Origin of the sequence: Aeromonas sp. 55A (assembly GCF_051919665.1) — a bacterium.
Classification (GTDB): Bacteria; Pseudomonadota; Gammaproteobacteria; order Enterobacterales; family Aeromonadaceae; genus Aeromonas; species Aeromonas veronii.
In genome coordinates, this window is record NZ_JBQBEH010000008.1 from 3,673,230 (window position 1) to 3,692,539 (window position 19,310).

The 19,310-nt window shown below is 59.0% G+C and carries 16 protein-coding genes; 12 read left to right on the top strand and 4 right to left on the bottom strand.

The window, feature by feature from the left end; translation table 11 throughout:
* Positions 1-7 precede the first annotated feature (7 nt).
* From ACTG2G_RS20980 to ACTG2G_RS21020, 9 genes are all read left to right on the top strand, one after another.
* On the top strand, positions 8-844 hold the full coding sequence (locus ACTG2G_RS20980) for an enoyl-CoA hydratase-related protein (RefSeq protein WP_429206090.1): 837 nt from the start codon (positions 8-10) through the stop codon (positions 842-844).
* A 109-nt stretch (positions 845-953) separates the two neighbouring features.
* Positions 954-2,924, top strand: a complete 1,971-nt coding sequence (locus ACTG2G_RS20985) for an acetyl/propionyl/methylcrotonyl-CoA carboxylase subunit alpha (protein ID WP_439985832.1) — start codon at positions 954-956, stop codon at positions 2,922-2,924.
* Positions 2,921-3,889: a hydroxymethylglutaryl-CoA lyase gene (locus tag ACTG2G_RS20990; RefSeq protein WP_429206094.1), complete on the top strand. Its 969-nt coding sequence runs from the start codon at positions 2,921-2,923 to the stop codon at positions 3,887-3,889. Before ACTG2G_RS20985 ends, ACTG2G_RS20990 begins: the two co-directional genes overlap by 4 nt.
* A gap of 2 nt (positions 3,890-3,891) precedes the next feature.
* Complete coding sequence (locus ACTG2G_RS20995) at positions 3,892-4,302, top strand: MerR family transcriptional regulator (protein WP_026034924.1); 411 nt, start codon at positions 3,892-3,894, stop codon at positions 4,300-4,302.
* Between the two features lie 36 nt (positions 4,303-4,338).
* Positions 4,339-5,100, top strand: a complete 762-nt coding sequence (locus tag ACTG2G_RS21000; protein WP_257699828.1) for a substrate-binding periplasmic protein — start codon at positions 4,339-4,341, stop codon at positions 5,098-5,100.
* 52 nt (positions 5,101-5,152) lie between these two features.
* The gene (locus ACTG2G_RS21005) at positions 5,153-8,155 is read left to right on the top strand and encodes a DUF748 domain-containing protein (protein WP_429206097.1); all 3,003 of its coding nucleotides are present in this window, start codon (positions 5,153-5,155) and stop codon (positions 8,153-8,155) included.
* A gap of 224 nt (positions 8,156-8,379) precedes the next feature.
* The gene (locus tag ACTG2G_RS21010) at positions 8,380-8,976 is read left to right on the top strand and encodes an acetate uptake transporter (RefSeq protein ID WP_005336948.1); all 597 of its coding nucleotides are present in this window, start codon (positions 8,380-8,382) and stop codon (positions 8,974-8,976) included.
* Between the two features lie 379 nt (positions 8,977-9,355).
* Entirely contained in the window at positions 9,356-10,141 is a 786-nt protein-coding gene (locus ACTG2G_RS21015; RefSeq protein ID WP_429206099.1) for a replication endonuclease, read from the top strand.
* Positions 10,142-10,239: 98 nt separating this feature from the next.
* Positions 10,240-10,934 (top strand): IS1 family transposase gene (locus ACTG2G_RS21020; RefSeq protein ID WP_270657729.1). Its coding sequence is split into 2 segments (ribosomal slippage): positions 10,240-10,486 and positions 10,486-10,934, totalling 696 coding nucleotides; the frame shifts between segments, so codons are not numbered across the junction.
* 293 nt (positions 10,935-11,227) lie between these two features.
* On the opposite strand, the gene ACTG2G_RS21025 is transcribed toward ACTG2G_RS21020, so the two are convergent.
* Positions 11,228-11,983 carry a zinc-dependent peptidase gene (locus tag ACTG2G_RS21025; RefSeq protein ID WP_429203982.1) on the bottom strand — a complete coding sequence of 252 codons (756 nt, stop codon included), beginning with the start codon at positions 11,981-11,983 and terminating at the stop codon, positions 11,228-11,230.
* Positions 11,984-12,059: 76 nt separating this feature from the next.
* Positions 12,060-12,497 (bottom strand): GNAT family N-acetyltransferase, encoded by a 438-nt coding sequence (locus tag ACTG2G_RS21030; RefSeq protein WP_421344845.1) that lies wholly within the window; start codon positions 12,495-12,497, stop codon positions 12,060-12,062.
* A gap of 348 nt (positions 12,498-12,845) precedes the next feature.
* On the opposite strand from ACTG2G_RS21030, the gene ACTG2G_RS21035 reads away from it, so the two are divergent.
* Together ACTG2G_RS21035 and ACTG2G_RS21040 are read left to right on the top strand one after the other, a co-directional pair.
* Positions 12,846-14,345 carry an alanine/glycine:cation symporter family protein gene (locus tag ACTG2G_RS21035; protein ID WP_429203833.1) on the top strand — a complete coding sequence of 500 codons (1,500 nt, stop codon included), beginning with the start codon at positions 12,846-12,848 and terminating at the stop codon, positions 14,343-14,345.
* Between the two features lie 226 nt (positions 14,346-14,571).
* Positions 14,572-15,573: an alpha/beta hydrolase fold domain-containing protein gene (locus ACTG2G_RS21040; protein WP_439985833.1), complete on the top strand. Its 1,002-nt coding sequence runs from the start codon at positions 14,572-14,574 to the stop codon at positions 15,571-15,573.
* 2 nt (positions 15,574-15,575) lie between these two features.
* Here the strand turns inward: ACTG2G_RS21040 and ACTG2G_RS21045 are convergent, their stop codons facing one another.
* Positions 15,576-16,382, bottom strand: coding sequence for a MerR family transcriptional regulator (locus ACTG2G_RS21045; RefSeq protein WP_429203837.1), 807 nt, complete (start codon positions 16,380-16,382; stop codon positions 15,576-15,578).
* A gap of 164 nt (positions 16,383-16,546) precedes the next feature.
* Positions 16,547-17,353 carry a crotonase/enoyl-CoA hydratase family protein gene (locus ACTG2G_RS21050; RefSeq protein WP_429203839.1) on the bottom strand — a complete coding sequence of 269 codons (807 nt, stop codon included), beginning with the start codon at positions 17,351-17,353 and terminating at the stop codon, positions 16,547-16,549.
* Between the two features lie 168 nt (positions 17,354-17,521).
* Here ACTG2G_RS21050 and ACTG2G_RS21055 point away from each other — a divergent pair, with 168 nt between their 5' ends.
* Positions 17,522-19,309: a putative nucleotidyltransferase substrate binding domain-containing protein gene (locus ACTG2G_RS21055; protein WP_429203841.1), complete on the top strand. Its 1,788-nt coding sequence runs from the start codon at positions 17,522-17,524 to the stop codon at positions 19,307-19,309.
* The last annotated feature ends 1 nt before the right edge of the window (position 19,310 follow it).

Genomic DNA, 19,310 nt, shown 5'->3' on the forward strand with positions numbered 1-19,310 from the left:
CAAAACTATGTCATATCCACTTACTTCCTCCCAAAACCCGTTTCGGCTGGAGCGGCACGGCCCGCTGGCCGAGCTGGTGCTGTCGCGCCCGGCCCGCCACAACGCCTTTGATGCCGACCTGATGCTGGGGCTGCTCGACTGCCTCGATGATCTGGCCCATCTCCATGGTCATGCTCTCGCCGAACGCCCTCACGCCCTGCTGCTGCGGGCCGAGGGCAAGCACTTTTGCGCGGGCGCCGATCTCAACTGGATGCGCAATCTGGCCCACGCCGATTTCGAGCACAATCGCGAAGACGCCCGGGTACTGGCCCGGCTGATGCAGACCCTCGACGAGCTCCCCTTCCCCACGGTAGCGCTGGTACAGGGCGCCGCCTACGGCGGGGCGCTGGGCCTCATCTGCGCCTGCGATCTGGTGCTGGCCAGCGATGATGCGCGCTTTTGCCTCTCCGAGGTAAGCCTTGGTTTAGTGCCTGCGGTGATCAGCCCCTACGTGGTACGTGCCATGGGAATGCGTCAGGCGCGCCGCTACATGCTCAGTGCCGAGCCGTTTGATGCCATCACCGCCTGTCGGCTCAATGTGGCACACCAACTCTGCCAACCGGATCAACTGCTGGCGGAGGGACGGGCGCAGGCCCTGCGTCTGTGCCGCAACGGGCCGGAAGCGATGAAAGAGACCAAACGACTGCTGGCGGCGATAGAGGCCCATCCTTCCCGCCTGCACGAAGAGAAAACCGTCGATACCATCTCCCGGGTTCGGGTCGGGCTCGAAGCCCAGGAGGGGATGCAGGCCTTCTTCGACAAACGTCCTCCCGCCTGGCGTCCCCGTTTCAAGGATGAGACATGAACTATCACACCCCGATTAAACGTCTGCTGATCGCCAACTGTGGTGAATATCACTGTCGTGTGGCTCAACACGCTTCGTACTTGTGCGCCTTGAGCAGCAGGGAGCCCAAATGACCCATCACACTCAGATTAAGCGCCTGCTGATTGCCAATCGCGGCGAAATCGCCGTACGCATCATCAAGACGGCGAAACACCTTGGCATCCACACCATCGCCCTCTACTCCGATGCCGACGCCCACGCCATGCACACCCGTCTGGCCGATGAGGCCTGGCATCTGGGGCCTGCTCCGGCCAGAGAGAGCTATCTGGACACCGGCAAGGTGCTGAAGATTGCCAAAGAGGCGTGCGCCGATGCCATCCATCCCGGTTACGGCTTTCTGTCGGAAAACAGCGATTTTGCCACGGCCTGCGAACAGCGCGGCCTGCGCTTTGTCGGCCCAAGCGGCGCCGCCATTCTCGCTATGGGCGACAAATCGGGCGCCAAGGCGCTGATGCAGGCTGCCGGCGTACCTGTGCTGCCCGGCTATCACGGCACGGATCAACGACCGGACTTCTTGCGCGATCAGGCGAGCCAGATTGGCTTCCCGCTACTTATCAAGGCCGCCAGTGGCGGCGGTGGCAAGGGGATGCGCCGGGTCGATCAGCTGGCCGACTTTCACGAGTCGCTGGCGGCAGTCAAACGGGAAGCCAAGGCTGCCTTTGGTGACGATCTGGTGCTGCTGGAGCGCTATCTGCCCCGGGCTCGCCATGTGGAAGTACAGGTCTTTGCCGATAGCCTCGGCAACACCATCTATCTGGGGGACAGGGACTGCTCCTTGCAGCGACGCCATCAGAAGGTGATCGAAGAGGCGCCAGCCCCCGACATCCCTCTGGCTCTGCGCCGCGCCATGGGGGATGCGGCCGTGGCAGCTGCCAAAGCCATCCACTATCAGGGGGCTGGCACCATCGAGTTTCTGCTCTGCAAGGATGAGTTCTTCTTTATGGAGATGAACACCCGGCTGCAGGTGGAGCATCCGGTCACCGAAGCCGTAACCGGGCAGGATCTGGTGGCCTGGCAACTGGCCGTGGCCGAAGGAAAGCCGCTACCACTCACCCAGGAGCAAGTGGTGCTGCACGGCCATGCGGTGGAGGCGCGCCTATACGCTGAGGATGTGGCGGCCGGTTTTCTGCCTGCCAGCGGGCCTATCCACTGGCTGCAGTGGCCGGATGGCGTGCGCATCGACACCGGCGTTACCGTTGGCGATGAGGTGAGCCCCTATTACGATCCCATGATCGCCAAGCTGATCGCTCACGGCCAGAACCGCGCCGAGGCGTTCGCCCAACTGGCCGATGCGCTGGCTGCGCTGGATCTCGGCCCGCTGGTGCACAACGGAGCGCTGCTGCTGCGCCTGTGTGAAGAGCCTGACGTCCTGGCCATGCGCCACCATACCCAGTGGCCCATCCCCACCACAGCACAGCCCATTCCTGAACTCGCCTGGCCGCTGGCCACCCTCTGGCTGGCGAGCCGCCCTGCGGGCACCTCCCCCTGGCAGCAAGCCTGCGGATTTCGGCTGGGGCCGGATCGCTGCTGGACAGCGGCGGTGCGCATCGGTGATGAGCACCGGGTATTGACCCTTAACGATCATGGCAGCCAGTTTGAGTGGCAAGGGGAGACTCATTGCTACCACAGAGGGGACGACCATATCCGGCTGCAGCAGGGTGGCTGCTGGCAACAGATCCCCATTCAGAGGGCCACAGGCTCGGAGGCAGCCTTCATCATGACCCTGGGGGGCCAGCGCATCCGCTTCGCGGCCGATGATCGGCAGCACAGCCACCATCATGATCAGACAAATGAGAAGGCGCAGGGCGCCATCGCTCCCATGCACGGCATAGTGGTAGCCGTGATGATCGAACCTGGCCAAACGGTCAGCAAGGGGCAACCCCTGCTGGTGCTGGAGGCGATGAAGATGGAACACCAGTTGCGTGCAGAGCGGGACGGGGTAATTGAAGCCCTGCAGTGCAAACAGGGCGAGCAGGTAAGCCAGGGGGCCGTACTGGTACGCTTTGCCGAAGAGATAGCCATACAGGAGGATCACCCATGAACCGATCACAGGACGTCCGTGACGACAGGGTCACTCTGGTGGAGATGGGGCCGCGAGATGGACTGCAAAATGAAGCTGCGCCCCTCTCCCTGGTACAGCGGCTGGAGCTGATCCAGCGCCTTAGCGACAGCGGCCTGCAACGCATCGAGGTGGGTGCCTTTGTCTCTGCCAAAAAAGTGCCGCAGATGGCGGACTCCGCAGCGCTGTTCGAGGCACTGCCGCGCAAGGGCTCAACCCGTTACGGCGCTCTGGTGCCCAATCTGCAAGGCTTGCAGGCAGCCATTGCCGCCCGCGCCGATGAGATTGGCCTCTTCACAGCCTGCTCCGACGGTTTTACCCGCGCCAATATCGGCATCAGCGTGGAGGAGTCGCTGGTGCGCTTCGCCCCCTTGGTACAGGAGGCGCGCCGACTCGGCATCAAGGTGCGCGGCTACCTCTCCACCGTCATCGCCTGCCCGTTCGATGGCCCGACCCGCCCGAAACGGGTCGCCGCCATGGCCGAACAGTTGCTGGATCTCGGCTGCCACGAAATTTCGCTGGGGGACACCATAGGCGTTGGCACCCCCGGCACGGTGGCGCCCATGCTGGATGCGGTGCTGCACGAGATCCCGGCGGGGCGACTCGCGGTCCATTTTCACGACACCTACGGTCAGGGCTTGGCCAACCTGCTACCCGCGCTGGAGCGTGGCATTCGCACCATCGACTGCTCGGTGGCGGGGCTTGGCGGCTGCCCCTATGCGCCGGGCGCCTCCGGCAATGTGGCGTCAGAAGAGGTGGTCTACCTGCTGCACGGCCTTGGCATGACGACGGGGGTGGATCTCGACAAACTGGCGGCCACCGGCCAGTGGGTGAGCGAGCAGCTCGGCCGCCCCAATGGCTCGCGGGTCGGTCAGGCCCTGCACGCCAATGCCGAGCGGCTGCGTGCCCGCCTCTGCCAGCCACACGCCCAGCAACAGGAGTCATGACCATGTCCCGTTCCCTGCCCGGCAAGGAGATCACCTACAGCATTTCGGAGCTGGCCCACGAGTTCGATGTCACGCCGCGCACCATCCGCTACTACGAGGATGAGGGGCTGCTCACCCCGCTGCGGGAGGGGCAAACCCGCATCTACAGCCATCGGGACAAGATCCGGCTCAAGTTGACTCTGCGCGGCAAACGGCTGGGGTTTAGCCTGGCCGAGATCCGCGAACTGTTCGATATGTACGACACCGACAAATCGAGCAAAACCCAGCTCCACTCCATGATCCAGCTGATCGAGGCAAAACGCGGCGTGCTGCGCCAACAACTGGAGGATATCCAGATGGTGATGGCCGAGCTGGAAGCCGCCGAACAGCGCTGTGTTAATTCCCTTAACAGCTTGAAAACTGGCGCAGATTAACCGAATCTGGGAGCAAGCTATTGCCTTGGGGATCCCATGAGATATTGGTGCTGGTTTTTGCTCTTGTTCAGCCTCTCTGGCTGGAGCCATCCCCTCATCAAGGTTGGTGGATACCCCTATGCCCCCTTTGTGGTCAAACTCCCCGATTCCCGCTATGAAGGGCTGACCCTGGAGCTTATCGACCAGCTCAATACCGTACAGAAAGAGGTGACCTTCGTCTTTGTCCCCACCTCGGCCGCCAACCGTTACAAGGCGCTCGATCTGGGCCGTTTCTCGCTGATGCTGTTTGAAGACACCAAGTGGGGCTGGGACACCGATAAATTCAAGATGACAACCCCCTTCCTCGGTGGTGGCGAGGTCTATGTGGCCCTGAACAAAGCGGGCCGGGATCAGCGCTTTTTTGACGATCCTGCCAGCCATCACCTCATCGGGGTGACCGGCTATCACTACGGCGTCGGCCAGTTCAATGCCGATCCCCTCTACCTGCAGCGCAAGCTCAATATCACCCTGGTCAAGGACAACGTCAGCGCCCTGCAAGCGCTACTCAAGGGGCGCGGCGAGGTAGCCATTCTCAACGTTTCGTACCTTAACCAGTATCTGCAGGCCAATCCCGACACAGCCGACCAGCTGCTGATCTCGCAAAAATGGGATCAACAGTATCAACACCGCGCCATCCTTCACCCTGAGGCCCCCATTACCCCTGCCCAGCTGGAACAGTGGCTGGCAGCGTTGCAACAAAAGGGTGAACTGGATCGCCTTTGGACAAAGTACGGCGTACAACAGCACGCAACCCCATGATTACTATCCAGCTTTTCTGTACCATGGTGGGAACCAAATGGGAGTGCACCAAATGAACACCACCGAGCCCTCGTCCCCCAAGCTCCGCTTGCTGCGCTACCTTGCCTACGCTTTCCTGCTGCTTCTTATCCTGATCCCCCTGCTGCTGTGGCAAACCCCCCGTCTGGTCCAGCGCTATCTGCCCGGCTGGCTGGCCGAGCACTACGGCCTGCAGCTGACGCTGGGGGAAATTGACCTAGGTCTGCGCAACCCTTCTCTCACCCTCGGCGCGACTGCCCTGCTCGATGCCAAACAGCAGCCTATCATCCGTTTTGAGCAGCTCTTTATCACCCCAAACCTGCAAGCCAGCTGGCAGCAGAAAGGGGTCGTGCTTTCCGCCGTCACCCTGACCAAACCCGTGGTGCTGCTGCAACGGCTGGCAGACAAAAAGGGGGATGTTCGGCTCAATCTGACCGATGCGCTGGCGACCCTGCTCGCCCCTGCGCCCTCCCCCGAGCCCGAAACAGCCAGCGCCCCGCTGCTGGTCGATATTGCCAGCGTCAATGTCACTGACGGGCATGTGCGCTATCAGGATCAACGCAAGGAGAGCGAACCCGGCTGGTTGCCGCCTCTCAATCTGGAGAAAGTGACCCTCAAGCTCGATAACCTGCGTACCGAGGCAAACCATCCGACCGCCTATCAGCTGAGCGCCGCCATCAACGGCAAAAGCAGCCTCGCCGCTCACGGCAAACTCGATGTGATGAGCGGCATGGGTCAGGGTAAGGTGAGCCTCAAGCAGGTCGAGCTGAAACCCTTCGCCCCGCTCTGGGCACCCTATCTCAAGCTGGATCTGGCCAAGGGCCACGCCAATGCAGAGGTGGAGTACCAGCTTAAAGAGGGCAAGCAAGGAGTGCTGTGGCAATTGTCCAAAGGCAAGCTGACCCTGGACAACTGGCAGCTTAAAAAACACAAGGGCGACGAATTTGCCCGCTTCGGCCAGCTGGCCCTGAGCGATCTGGCTGTCGATGGCCAGAAACAGTCGCTCCAGATCGGCAAGGTGACCCTGCAACAGCCCCTGCTCAAGGCCACCCTCAACCCACAGCAGGAGCTGGATCTGGCTGACTTGCTGATTGAACAGGCCCCCGCTAAGCCCGTCAAAGGGGCCCACGCCGCAAACGAGGTGGCCAGCAATGCGGCGCCCAAATCGGCACCACAAGCAAAGACAGCCGGTAACGGCAAGAAACATGTGCCAGACAAACTCTGGCAGTGGCAGATCAAGCAGATCCTTATCGACAAGGGTGATCTCACCCTCACCGAATCGAGCAGCGGCAAACCGCAGGCACGTCAGCTCTCCGGCCTCAAGCTGGCGTTGGGGCCACTGGGCAGCAAGGGGGAGCAACCGAGCAAACTGACTCTGGCCACCCAGTTCAACCAGAGCAGCCCCCTCGCCTTTGATGGCCAACTGACCCTGACTCCTTTCACCTTAAGCGGCGACATCAACCAGCAGGGGCTACCCCTGACGCTGGCACAGCCCTATCTGGCCGATCTGGTACGCATCAAGGTGCAAAACGGGCTGCTGAGCAGCAAGACCAGACTTGATCTCGCCACCACCGCCCAGGGAGATCTGAGCAAGCTGACCCTGCAAGGGGGGCTCGATGTCAACGGGCTCAAAGTAGTCGATCGGGCAGACAATCAGCGGCTGCTGGAGTTCAACACCCTGGCTCTCACCGGTTTGACGTACGACGGCATCAGCCAGCAGATGCGGATCAAGGACATTGCTCTGAACAAGCCCTTCGCCCGCATCGAGATCAACGAAGATGGCACCACCAACCTGCAACAGCTGCTGTTGCCACAACCGGCGGCAGCAAAAAGTACTGAAGCAAAGGCAGGCAGCAAGGCTCCCGACTTTCGTTTCACCATCGACCAGCTGCGCACCGATCAGGGCAACCTGCGCTTTGCCGACCGCAGCCTGAGTCAGGATTTTGTGGCCGATATCGCCTCGCTGGGCGGCCAGAGTCGCCATATCAGCAATATTCCGGGGCAACGCTCCGATCTCGCCTTCAACGGCAAGGTGGATCGCTATGCGCCAGTGACCATTCGCGGCGGCACCAACCTGCTGGTGGCCAACCCGATCCTCGACATCGCGGTCGCTTTCCACAATCTGGAGCTCACCACCTTCACCCCCTATTCGGGCACCTATGCCGGTTATGCCATCGACAAAGGGCAGCTCTCCATGAAGCTGCACTACAAGCTGGAGGGCAATCGGCTGGAGGGGGATAACGACATCACCATCAAGAAGCTGCAACTGGGCGAGAAGATCAAGAGCGATCAGGCCAAGGATCTGCCGCTGGGGCTAGCCATCGCCCTGCTAAGCGATGCCAACGGGGTGATACAGATGAACCTCAAGGTGAAGGGGGATCTCGATCAACCGGACTTCAGCATCGGCAATATTTTCTGGGATGTGCTGGGCAACACCCTGAGCAAGGCGATCACCTCCCCCTTCTCCCTGCTCGCCTCGCTGGCCGATGGCACCGAAGATCTCGACGAACTTCCCTTCCTGCCGGGAGATCCCGATCTCACCCCCACCCAGCAGGAGAAACTGGTCAAACTGGCGCAGGCCCTCAAGGATAGACCCAAGCTCAGCATGAACATTCGCGGCAAGGTCAACTTCAACGAGGAGCGCCCCATCCTGCAACGGCAAAAGCTTGAACGGGTACTAGCCAAGCTCACCGGCAATCAGGCGGATCTCGACCTGCTGGAACAGGACCCCGCCCTGCAAGAGGCTCTGGCCCAAGCCTATGAAGAGCGCTTTGGCGAAGATCTGGAAGATCTGGCGGACCGCCTCCATCTGGATGAAGAGAGCGCGGCACTGCGAGCCCAGGCGGTGATCCTGCTACGGGATCAGCAGCTCATCACCGCCAAATCCCTGCGCAATCTCGCCATGCGCCGGGCGCAAAATACCAAGGAGTTTCTGGTCGACAGCCAGGGGATCGCCCCGGAGCGGCTGTTCGTGCTCGACAGCCAGGTCAAGGAAGAGGACAAGGAAGCCAAAGTGATCCTGACACTGGATCAGTAAGGCCGCCGCACTGCGCAAATGCGTAATAAAAATACAACTCCTCAACTATTTTGACACCTTTTGCTCACCAAACAGCCTGTCCTGGTGAGCATTTGGCCTCTGATGCAAATAATTACGTAGTTTTTTTACGATTTATCCCCCTTGCCCCCTTGCGGGCACGCCACAGCCTGCCTAAAATCGCGCGTCTTTTGTTAACCCCCACCTCTATTTTTGGAGAACGCCACGTGAGCGAAAAATTGGCCAACCCTGCCCCTCTGGGTCTGATGGGTTTCGGTATGACCACCATTCTGCTGAACATCCATAACGCAGGTTTCTTCCCCATCAGCGCCATGATCCTGGCCATGGGCCTGTGCTACGGCGGCATCGCCCAGATCATTGCTGGCATCATGGAGTACAAGCGTGGCAACACCTTCGGTGTGACCGCGTTCACCTCCTACGGCCTGTTCTGGCTGAGCTTGGTGTTCCTGCTGATCATGCCGACCATGGGTCTGGCCGAAGCCACTCCGCACGCCTACATGGGTTGGTATCTGCTGATGTGGGGCATGTTCACCCTGTTCATGCTGGTTGGCACCATCAACTACCCGCGCGCCAAGCAGTTCGTGTTCGCCTCCCTGACCGTGCTGTTCTTCCTGCTGGCCGCCCGTGACTTCACCGGCAGCACCCTGATCGGCACCATCGCCGGTTTCGAAGGCATCATCTGTGGCGCCAGCGCCATCTACCTGGCCATGGCCACCGTGATCAACGAGCAGTTCGGCCGTACCGTGATGCCGATCGGCGATCACAAGAAAGCCGCCGCCGTACAGCTGAAAGCCGCTGCCTGATAGGCAAGCCACTCAAATTGTAAAAAAGGCACCCTCGGGTGCCTTTTTGCTATTTATACGGTCTGAATTACCTTCTATTTCTCAGTAAATTACAGCACTACCACCCCTTATTCCCTCTCCAAATGGGCCAAAGTGTGGACGCTATGTGGTCACGCCATTTCAAGCTTTCCCCTTAGCGGATTGAGCATCATCACATCATGTAGGTAGTCTGGCGCAAAATGGGCAGCGACTTAACCTCCTTGAAATACCTTGGCCACACCCCGCGCAATACCAACACCTATTTAGGCACTCTCTGGAAGCGCTGCCGCGCCGCGATATCGAATATTTCGGCTTTCGGGTGGTCGAACCCCATCACGATGGCACCCCGCACTAGCACCTGTTGCTGTTTGTGCGCCCTGACCAGCAGCATGAGCTGATTAGTACCATGCAACGCTATGCCCTGAGCCATGACCGAGCAGACCTTGAGCGCAAGCGCCACCCACTAACCAAGCGACCCTATAGCGACATTACCCCCCGCTTTGACTGGAAAGTGATGGATCCAGCCAAAGGGGGCGCGGTGGGCTACATCGTGAAATACATCGCCAAGAATATCGACGGCCACCAGATAGGTGATGAAGGCGACCTAGAGGCAGAGACCACGGCCAGCGAAGGAGCAAAACGCGTCAGGGCGTGGGCCTCGCTATGGGGCATTCGCCAGTTTCAGCAGTTGGGCGGGCCGCCAGTCAGTGTGTGGCGGGAGCTGCGCCGACTGCCCGGGCGAGCACAAGAGCAGGAAGGCCGGACGGTGGCACCGCTGGCCAGCGAGATCATGGAAGAGTGCCGCCGCTATGCCGATGCGGCGAACTGGAAAGAGTTTACCTACTCCATGGGCGGCCCAGTCTGTCCACGGGATGCGCGGCCTGTGCGGCTGCATCACCTGATAGACCACGCAAAGAACAAGTACGGGGAAGATGTGATCCGGCTGGTCGGTGTGGCCGCTGGCAAGACCATCAAGGCAACCCGACTTGATGGCTGGGTGCTGCGCCGCAAGGTGGCAGAGACTCCTGCTGAGGGCACGGTGGAGGGGTTGAGCGAGCGCAGCGAAGCAGGGTTAGGCGAGCCGAGCGAGTTGCCCTCAAGCAGCGCCAGCTGCGCTCCTTGGAGCTCTGGCAATAACTGTACTTAGGGTCATATACCATAGAAATAAAGAGGGACAAAAATTATCTGGTGATGCATCCGATCGGTTGAGTTGATATGATGAACTCTTTTGAGACCGACAGCTTCATGGCATCCATCACCGTTCACTGCCCTCGCTGCAACTCTGACCACGTATATCGCCATGGGAAGACCCCTGCCGGCCATGTTCGCTATCGTTGCCCCGTCTGTCCGCACGTGTTTCAGCTCACCTACACCTATGAAGCCCGCAAGCCTGGCGTCAAAGACAAGATTGTTGATATGGCGTTCAACGGCTCAGGTGTTCGTGATACTGCTCGCGTCCTCAAGATTGGCATCAACACAGTCATACGCACCCTAAAAAACTCACCCCAAGGCAAGTAACCTCCGAAAAGGTGGTGCTCGATGACGTGGCACTTATCTGTGAACTTGATGAGCAATGGGCCTATGTTGGCAACAAACAGCATCGACATTGGCTTTGGTATGCTTTTGATACCAAGAGAAAACGAGTCGTGGCATATACCTTTGGCCCACGCAACGATGAGACATGCCGTCGGTTGCTGAGCCTGCTTTCTCCGTTCCAGATAGGCTTTATCACCAGTGATGATTGGGGAAGCTATGCCAGAGAGGTGCCGAGCGAGATGCATCTGACCGGGAAGATATTCACCCAGCGTATCGAGCGTAACAACCTGACGCTCAGAATGCGCATCAAGCGATTGGCTCGCAAGACCATCTGCTTCTCTCGTTCCGTTGAGCTCCACGAGAAAGTGATTGGTGCCTTTATAGAAAGACACCATTTCAACTGATTGGAGTCATTACCGCCTCTCGGTTATTGAATATACCGTGACTATACTACGCACCACCAGCAAAGGATTCAATCAAAACCCAACTTAATGTTACATTAAAGCTACGAGCCGAGAGGCTGAAAAACAAAACCCCGACAATGCGGGGTTTTGGGTTTTTCTCAATGTGGTCGACGTGTGGACATCGAGCGAAACAAATCCTTTTGTTTCATGCGCTTACATCGTTTTTTAAACGCACCCTCGAGTGCCTTTTTGCTATCTCGAATAACCGTTCAACAGATCGGTTATCAACTAAGTCACTTGGCGTCCACCTCCCCCGCCAGTAAGCGGGTCGCAGGAAAACGCTGCGCGGGATCCTGGCTAAAGAACTGGCTCAGTTGCCGGTATACCGCGGGATAGACCTGCTGCAGCCGCAGCGGATCGGTAAAGAAACATTCGCAGCTGACGGCAAAAAACTCGGCGGGATGTTCGGCGGCATAGGGATCGATATCGGTCACTTCGTCCCGTTCAAGCTGCTGGCACAGCGTATCGAAGGCGCTCTGAAATGCCTGTTGCCAGAGCTGGCTGCTCATCTGCCCCGGCAACGGCGGTGCGCCGTCCGCCTCCCCCCCCAGCATGTCGAGCTTGTGGGCCAGCTCGTGGATCACCAGATTAAAGCCGTCCCAGTCGCCATCTTGCTGCAGTTCGCTCCAGGCCAGCACCAGCGGCCCTTGCGGCCAGGATTCGCCTGCGTTCTCCTCTTCAAACTCGCTCACCAGCCCGAACTCATCCTGCACCTCCTGACGCCGGGTGACGGGCTCGGGAATGATGATGATTTCGTGAAAGCCGCGATACCAGTCGATACCGAGATGAAGAATGGGCAACGCCGCCTGCAGCGCCAGTACCGCCTGTTGACGGCGGCTGAGCTCGACCCCGATCAGGGTCAGGGTCTTGCGCTTGAGCAGCTGTTGCCCCAAGCCGATAAGCGTCGTCTGCTCGGCATCGCTGAGCCCTTGCAAGATGGGCACAGCCGCCAGAGCCTGACGCCACAGCGCCAACTCATCCTCACTCATGGACGTTTGCGGGCGACCACCCAGCCATTTGAACCATCCCAGCACGCCTACTCCTTCTTTTGATGCAAAAAACAGGTTACAGCTGTTTGACGAACCGTTTCGGCCGCTCCTGATAATCCTGCGCCAGATAGAAACGGTGGGCCGCCTCGCGCTTGAGACTGCTGGAGAGTTCCAGCTGGGCGCAACCAGCGGCCCGCGCCATTGCTTCGGCGCCCTTGAGCAAGGCTGCGCCCACTCCCGCCCCTCTTGCCCCTTCATCGACAACCAGCGCCGAGATCAGGCCCCAAGCTGGTGCAACATGCAGCGGTGCCAGCTTGTGCCACACCAGCACGCCGACCACCTTGTCGGCCAGAGATGCCAGCAGCACAACGCTCGCGGGATCCGGCGCCAACAGGCGCGCCGTCACGTCAGTGCCTTCGGCAGGATACCCCAATTGGCTGAACAGGTGGGCGATGGCGCTCCCGTCGTCGGCCTCAGGGGGACGGATCGTCAACGTCTCAGGGGCATTTTTCATTGTTGGCCTCATGTTTGCTTTCCATTGTGTTACGCCCGTCACATTGTCCGGCGCAGATCAACAAGGAGGATCTCATCTTTACTCATAGGAAACGCTGCCTGCCATTATCCCCCCACCCTTGTCAATTCACAAATTTGCAACAAGGCAACATTTTTCGCTGGGAAGCACCGATACAACTCGATATGTTACAAGCCATGCATGGCGCGTGTTTGCGCTCTGCTTAACCCCTCAACCTCGCGCTCATTTGTTAACTGGATTGTTAACAAACAGGGCCGAAAACAGTGACAGAGAGCGAGGCCAAGATCTCGCCAAAACAGCGCCACAAACACAACAAAGGAGTTGTTGTACATGAATGAAATCGTCAATGCCATCAATGGTGTAATCTGGAGCCCTGCGCTCATCTACCTGTGTCTGGGGGTCGGTCTTTACTTCTCCCTGCGCACCCGTTTTTTGCAACTGCGTCATATGAAAGAGATGGTGCGCCTGATGTTTGATGGCAAGAGCACCGATGCCGGTGTCTCCTCCTTCCAGGCGCTCGCTATGACCCTGGCCGGTCGTGTGGGTACCGGTAACATCGCCGGTGTGGCCACCGCCATCACCTTCGGTGGCCCAGGCGCCCTGTTCTGGATGTGGATGGTCGCCTTCCTCGGCGCTAGCTCCGCCTTCGTGGAGTCCACTCTGGGTCAGGTTTACAAAGAGAAGATCAACGGTGAATACCGCGGCGGCCCGGCCTTCTATATCGAAAAAGGGCTTGGCATGAAGTGGTACGCCTGGACCTTCGCCATCGCCACCGTCTTCGCCTGCGGCGTGCTGCTGCCGGGCGTGCAGGCCAACTCCATCGGTTCAAGCCTGCAGACCGCCTTTAATATCGATCCGAACGTCACTGCCGCCGGTCTGGCGCTGCTGCTCGGCTTTATTATCTTCGGTGGCGTCAAGCGTATCGCCAACTTCGCCAGTACCGTAGTGCCCTTTATGGCGCTGGGCTACATCATCGTGGCTTGCGTCATCATCGCCCTCAATATCGGCCAGCTGCCGGGCGTGATCCTGCTGATCTGGAAGAGTGCCTTCGGTCTGGATGCCGGTTTCGGTGCCATTCTGGGTCTGGCCATCATGTGGGGGGTAAAACGCGGGGTCTACTCCAACGAAGCGGGCCAGGGTACCGGGCCGCACGCCTCCTCTGCTGCGGCAGTGAGTCACCCGGCCAAGCAGGGTCTGGTGCAGGCGTTCTCCGTCTATATCGACACCCTGTTCGTCTGCTCCGCCACCGGCTTTATGCTGCTGATCACCGGTCTCTATAACGTACAAGGGCCGGACGGCGCCGCTATCTACACAGGTATTGCCGGTATCGCAGCAGGCCCGGGCTATGTGCAGACCGCCATGGAGAGCATGATGCCGGGCTTTGGCAGCATTTTCGTGGCCATCGCGCTGTTCTTCTTCGCGTTCACCACCATCGTTGCCTACTACTACATCGCCGAAACCAACATCGCCTACATCAACCGCAAGATAAATCGCCCCTGGCTCACCTTCTTGCTGAAGATTGCGCTGATGGCAGCCACTGTCTACGGCACCGTCAAGACTGCGGATCTGGCGTGGGGCATGGGTGATATCGGAGTCGGCCTGATGGCATGGCTCAACATCATTGCCATCCTGCTGCTGCAAAAGACAGCCTTCACCTGCCTGAAGGATTATGAAGCGCAGCAGGCGCAAGGGCTGGACCCAGTATTCCACCCGGAGAAGCTCGGCATCAAGAACGCCGATTACTGGGTGGGCAAGCGCTCCGAAGAGAACCTGGAGCTGGAGAAATCGGGCCATCCGTTCGAACCGGATCAGGATCGCAAGATTTCTTGACACCCACGAATCAAAGGCCCACGGAGTGTCGCAACGACACCATGATGAGTCAACTGGTCGGATCCCCAAGCACTGCTTGGGGATTTTTTATTGTCCAGTTGGTGTCCCTTGGCAAGCACGGGATCACAACAAGGGACACTGACAAGCACATAAGGTATTGACCTTAGAGTTACTCGAATCACTACCATGAAGCCTCTCTCATGGATTGATCTGGAGGTAAATACAGATGAAATGCCCACTTCTTATTGGATTGATAGCGGGACTGCTCTGCACCCCGGCGGCACTGGCCGCAATACCGGACGTGCCCATGCCCAGCGACTGGCATGGTCGCAAGATCCAAGGCCCCCCTTCGGGACCAAACAGCTGTGGTATGGCTCCCGATGTGAGCCGAATAGCACACAAGTATCTCGATGTACCCTATGCCAACCGATCCGCAGCCCAAAAGATGGATATCTATCTGCCAGATCAGTGGCAAGCCAGCTATCCGGTGATCATCAATGTACACGGAGGAGCCTTCTTCGGCTGCGACAAGATGGATAACCAGCTGGTGCCGGCTCTCTATGGCTTGCAAAAGGGCTATGCCGTAGCCAACATCAACTATCGTCTCAGCCCTGAAGCCCGCTGGCCTGCACAGATCCATGATCTCAAGGCTGCCATCAAATTTGTGCGTGCCCATGCCAAACAGTACAGTTTTGATCCTGACCGAATCATCCTGATGGGTGGCTCGGCTGGCGGTCATCTGGTGGCATTGGCCGGGGTAAGTGCGGATGTCAAGGAGCTGGAAGATGCTACCTTGGGTAACCAGGATGTCTCCACCCGGGTACAAGCGGTAATCAGCTGGTATCCACCGATCAACTTCCTCACCATGGACGCACAGTGGAAACAGATCGATATTGCTGGCCAACCTCACTCCACTGAAGATTCTTTCGAATCTTTTTTGATGCGCAAGCAAATTACTCAAGTCGCGGCGGCTGAGATGGCGACCACCAATCCCGAGACCTATATCCGCCAGGATGCGCCCCCTTTTATGATCCAGCACGGCTATCTGGACGATACCATTCCACGCCTGCAGAGCCAGGAATTTGCGGCCAAGCTTGCAAGAGCCATCGGCAGTGACAAGGTGGAGTACAACCTGCTGATGCAGGCCAAACATGCTGATGACCGTTACTTTCACAGCCGTAACAATCTGGAGCGTAACTACGAGTTCCTCGCCCGTCACCTCAATTAGGGTTAAATAGCGGGCTGACTCTCCGCGATCGGGATATCGATGCGGATAATAAAGTCGCACTTGCTCCGCTCCAGTGCCGGGCCACTTACATTCCTTATGTAAATGGGCCCGGCCGGGCAATGGCCAGCAACATGCAGTTGTGCCAGCAGTTGATACACCGCTGGATTATTTTCCAAACTACCGCGGCTATACATCGCCATCACCCTGGTCGCAGCCAAGGTACCGGGACTCCTCGCAACATGGGCGGGCACGCGGGTAAACATCTGTCGCAGTGGATAACCCGCGGCACTCACCTCCGCTGGTGTCAGAATAAACCCGTAGTCATGCAACAGATACCAAGCCGGGTTTGCAGACAAGAGCGCAATCTCGGCAAAGAAATCACCAATAGGTGGTCCATCCAACTCAAGCAAACCGACCTCAGTAGCCTCCAATGTGGCGTAAAAAGGACGATCGAGCTGCATGGCCCCCTGCTGTGCCTGTGCCAATACTGTGAGTTGCAACCCCAATATATAGTGGGCTTGCTGGAGTGACTCAATTTCTGCGGCAAGGTCCTGTCGATATTGCGTCAACTGCGACAGACCGGTTTTGCCCAGCGCTCCTGCCAGCAATTCCTTAATCATCGCATTGGGTATACGCGCTCGCTGCAGTAGCTGCAGCATATGCGCTTGTGCTACTTGCGCTTCTGAATAACGTCGATAACCGTTACTGTCTCGCTTGGGAGACAGCAGCCCGATACTGTCAAAAAAACGCAAACTGTGAGCACTGATCCCGGTCTTTTTTGAAAAGGCACCAATACCTAAATACACCACCTTGCCTCCCGCACCAGCTCAATCTCCCCTCACTACTTGCCACTCAGCAAGCCAACCGGAGCATGCTGTATTACACGCAGATTGTTGCCAAGGGTAACCATGATAACATGCTGCCATACCGCTATTTTTGCTATTTGTGACCGAGAGGGTACGAGAGAGTTCGGTCAGCGCAACGGACGACATGGCCCGAATGGCAGCCGCCAGCGAAACAGACTGTTAAAGGTGGCTCTCCACTGATTGGGCCGCCCCAATATCTGCTTTTGCAGGCGGGTCTCCTCTTTGAGCATCGCCTCATCGCTGCGGGCCCAGGCCTGGCTGTAGAGCAACTTGATCCCCGCCAGTGCATCCGGCGACTTGGTGATAAGAGTGCGGGCAAACTCCCGCGCCTCCACCAGCGGATCGGTGCAAACCCGGCTCACCATCCCGAGGGATTTGGCCTCGACGGCATCCAGTTCCCGCCCGCTCATGGCCAGCTCCATGGCGGTATCCAGCCCCATCAGGTTGCGCATGGTGACGCTGCCGCTCATGTCGGGGATGATGCCCCACTTGATCTCCATCACCGAGAAGCGGCAATCGGGGGTGCTGAAGCGAAAATCGGCCCCTAGCGCAATCTGCAAACCACCGCCAAAGCAGACTCCCTGGGTCACCGCAATCACCGGCACCGGCAGCTGATGCCAGCCATAGGCGACCCGCTGGGCCAGATTGGTCGCTTCATCCGCTTCACGCTTGAGGATATCGAGCGCCGCGACAGGCTGTCTCAGCATCGATTTCACATCCAGCCCGGCGCAGAAGGCACGCCCCTCGCCATGCAGGATCACCGCCCGCAGCCCCTTGTGCCGGGCGAGCTGCGTCAGCGTCTCGTCGATAGCACTGAACATGGCGCGGTCCAGCGCATTGAGTTTATCCCCCCGCGTCAGCATCACTTCGGCAATCCCGTCGTGGATCTCGCACTTGATCCTTGGTTTTTCCATTTCCCTTGTCCTCTCCTTGATCCCTGAAACTGACCCACTGGTCATACCACCACGTTATCAGAGTGTGAACAGGCGGTACAGCTGAGACTAAAGTCGGCTGGTCGCCTCCCCCTCCCTTTGTCACACTGGGAGCTGCATGAGTGCCGCAAGCCAGCAGAGGACGCTGTCATGTCAACCCTGTTCAATTTTGCCAGACCACCGTTCGACCGACTGGATGAGGAGGCGCGCGAGCGGCTCTCTCGTCACCTCTCACTCTGCTATTTTCGCTCTGGCGATATGCTGCTCAAGGAGGGGGACGAGCCTCCCGGCCTCTATCTCATCATCAAGGGGGCGGTGGAAGAGTCAGCCCCTCACCACCAGTTTGGTGATTACGGGGTTGATGACCTGTTCGATGTACGCGCCCAGTTTGATGGTCGCTGCCGCCACCGTTTCACCGCGCTGGAAGATAGCTTGTGCCAGCTCATCCCTCGCCACACCTTTCTGTCGCTCTGTGAGCAGGATCCGCAGTTTGCCAGCTACTTCACCGCCAATCTGGCCGAGCGTCAGCGCCAGCAAGAGCAACGCGAACAACTGGGTCAGAAGAATCTGGCGGAATTTATCCTGACCCGCATCGAACCCGGCCACCTGCAAGCACCGCTTATCGTCGACAGCAAGCTGTCACTGCTGGCGGCCACCGAAGCCATGGTGAGCAAGGGGACCGATTGCCTGCTCTACCCCGCCCACGATGGCTCCCTCACGCTGGCAACCCGCAAGACTTTGCTCCACGCCCTGACCCTCAAGGGATTGCCGCTGACGGCCCCCCTCTCGGTGCTGACCCCAACGCCGCTCATCGGTCTACCAGTGGAGAGCTATCTGTTTGATGCCCTGCTGCTGATGACCCGCCATCGCATCAAGCGACTGGTGGTGTGGCGTGGCAACGAGGTGGCGGGGATCCTGCAACTGACCCAGGTGCTGGGGCTCTTCTCTACCCACTCCCATGTGCTGACGTTGCGCATTGCCCGCGCCGACAGCCTGCCCGCACTGGAGGCGGTCGCCCGCGAGCAGCAACAATTGACCCGCTCGCTGTTTGCCCAAGGGATCCACACCGCCTTTTTGATGAAGCTGATCGCCACCATCAACGAACAGCTGATCGCCAAAGCCTTTGCGCTGGTGATCCCCCCCGAGGTGCAGAATAACGTCTGCCTGTTGATGCTGGGCTCGGAGGGGCGCGGCGAGCAGATCCTCAAAACCGATCAGGACAACGCCCTGATCCTGCCAGAGGGGCTGACATGGCCCACCCAGGCAGCCGATCTCGCCGAATTCAGCGCCCTGCTGGAGCGCCTCGGCTACCCGCTGTGCCCCGGGCAGGTAATGGTGAACAATCCGGCCTGGGTAAAAACGGGCAGCGAGTGGCAAAGCGCCATTGCCAGCGCCTGCACCACGGCAAAAGAGGATGAGCTGCTCTGGCTCGCCACCCTGGCCGATGCTCATCCCATCGCAGGGGATCGTCAACTCCATCTACCTGTTGCCAGAGCGCTGCGCGAGCAGCTGGCCGACAGACGGGATCTGCTGGCGGAGATGGTGCGACCGGCAGTGGCCTTTCATGCCCCCCTCACCCTGTTTGGCCGGCTGGAACAGCCACCGGAAGGGCTGGATCTGAAGCGGGGCGGCCTGTTCCCGCTGGTGCACGGTATCCGCATGTTGGCCCTTGAGGCAGGCATTCTGGAGACTTCAACCCTGGGGCGTATCGACGCACTGGTGGCCGCCGATCGGCTCAGTGCCGACTATGGCAGCAATCTGGCAGAGGCGTTCCGGCTCTTTATCCGGCTGAGGCTGCGCAGCCAGCTCAAGGGGGGCAATAGTCGGGTACAGACACAGGATCTCAGCCACAGCGAGCGGGATCTGCTTCGCCAGGCGCTACATCAGGTGAAGAAGTTCCAGCAGTGGCTCACCTTGCACTTTCGTCTGAGACAATAGC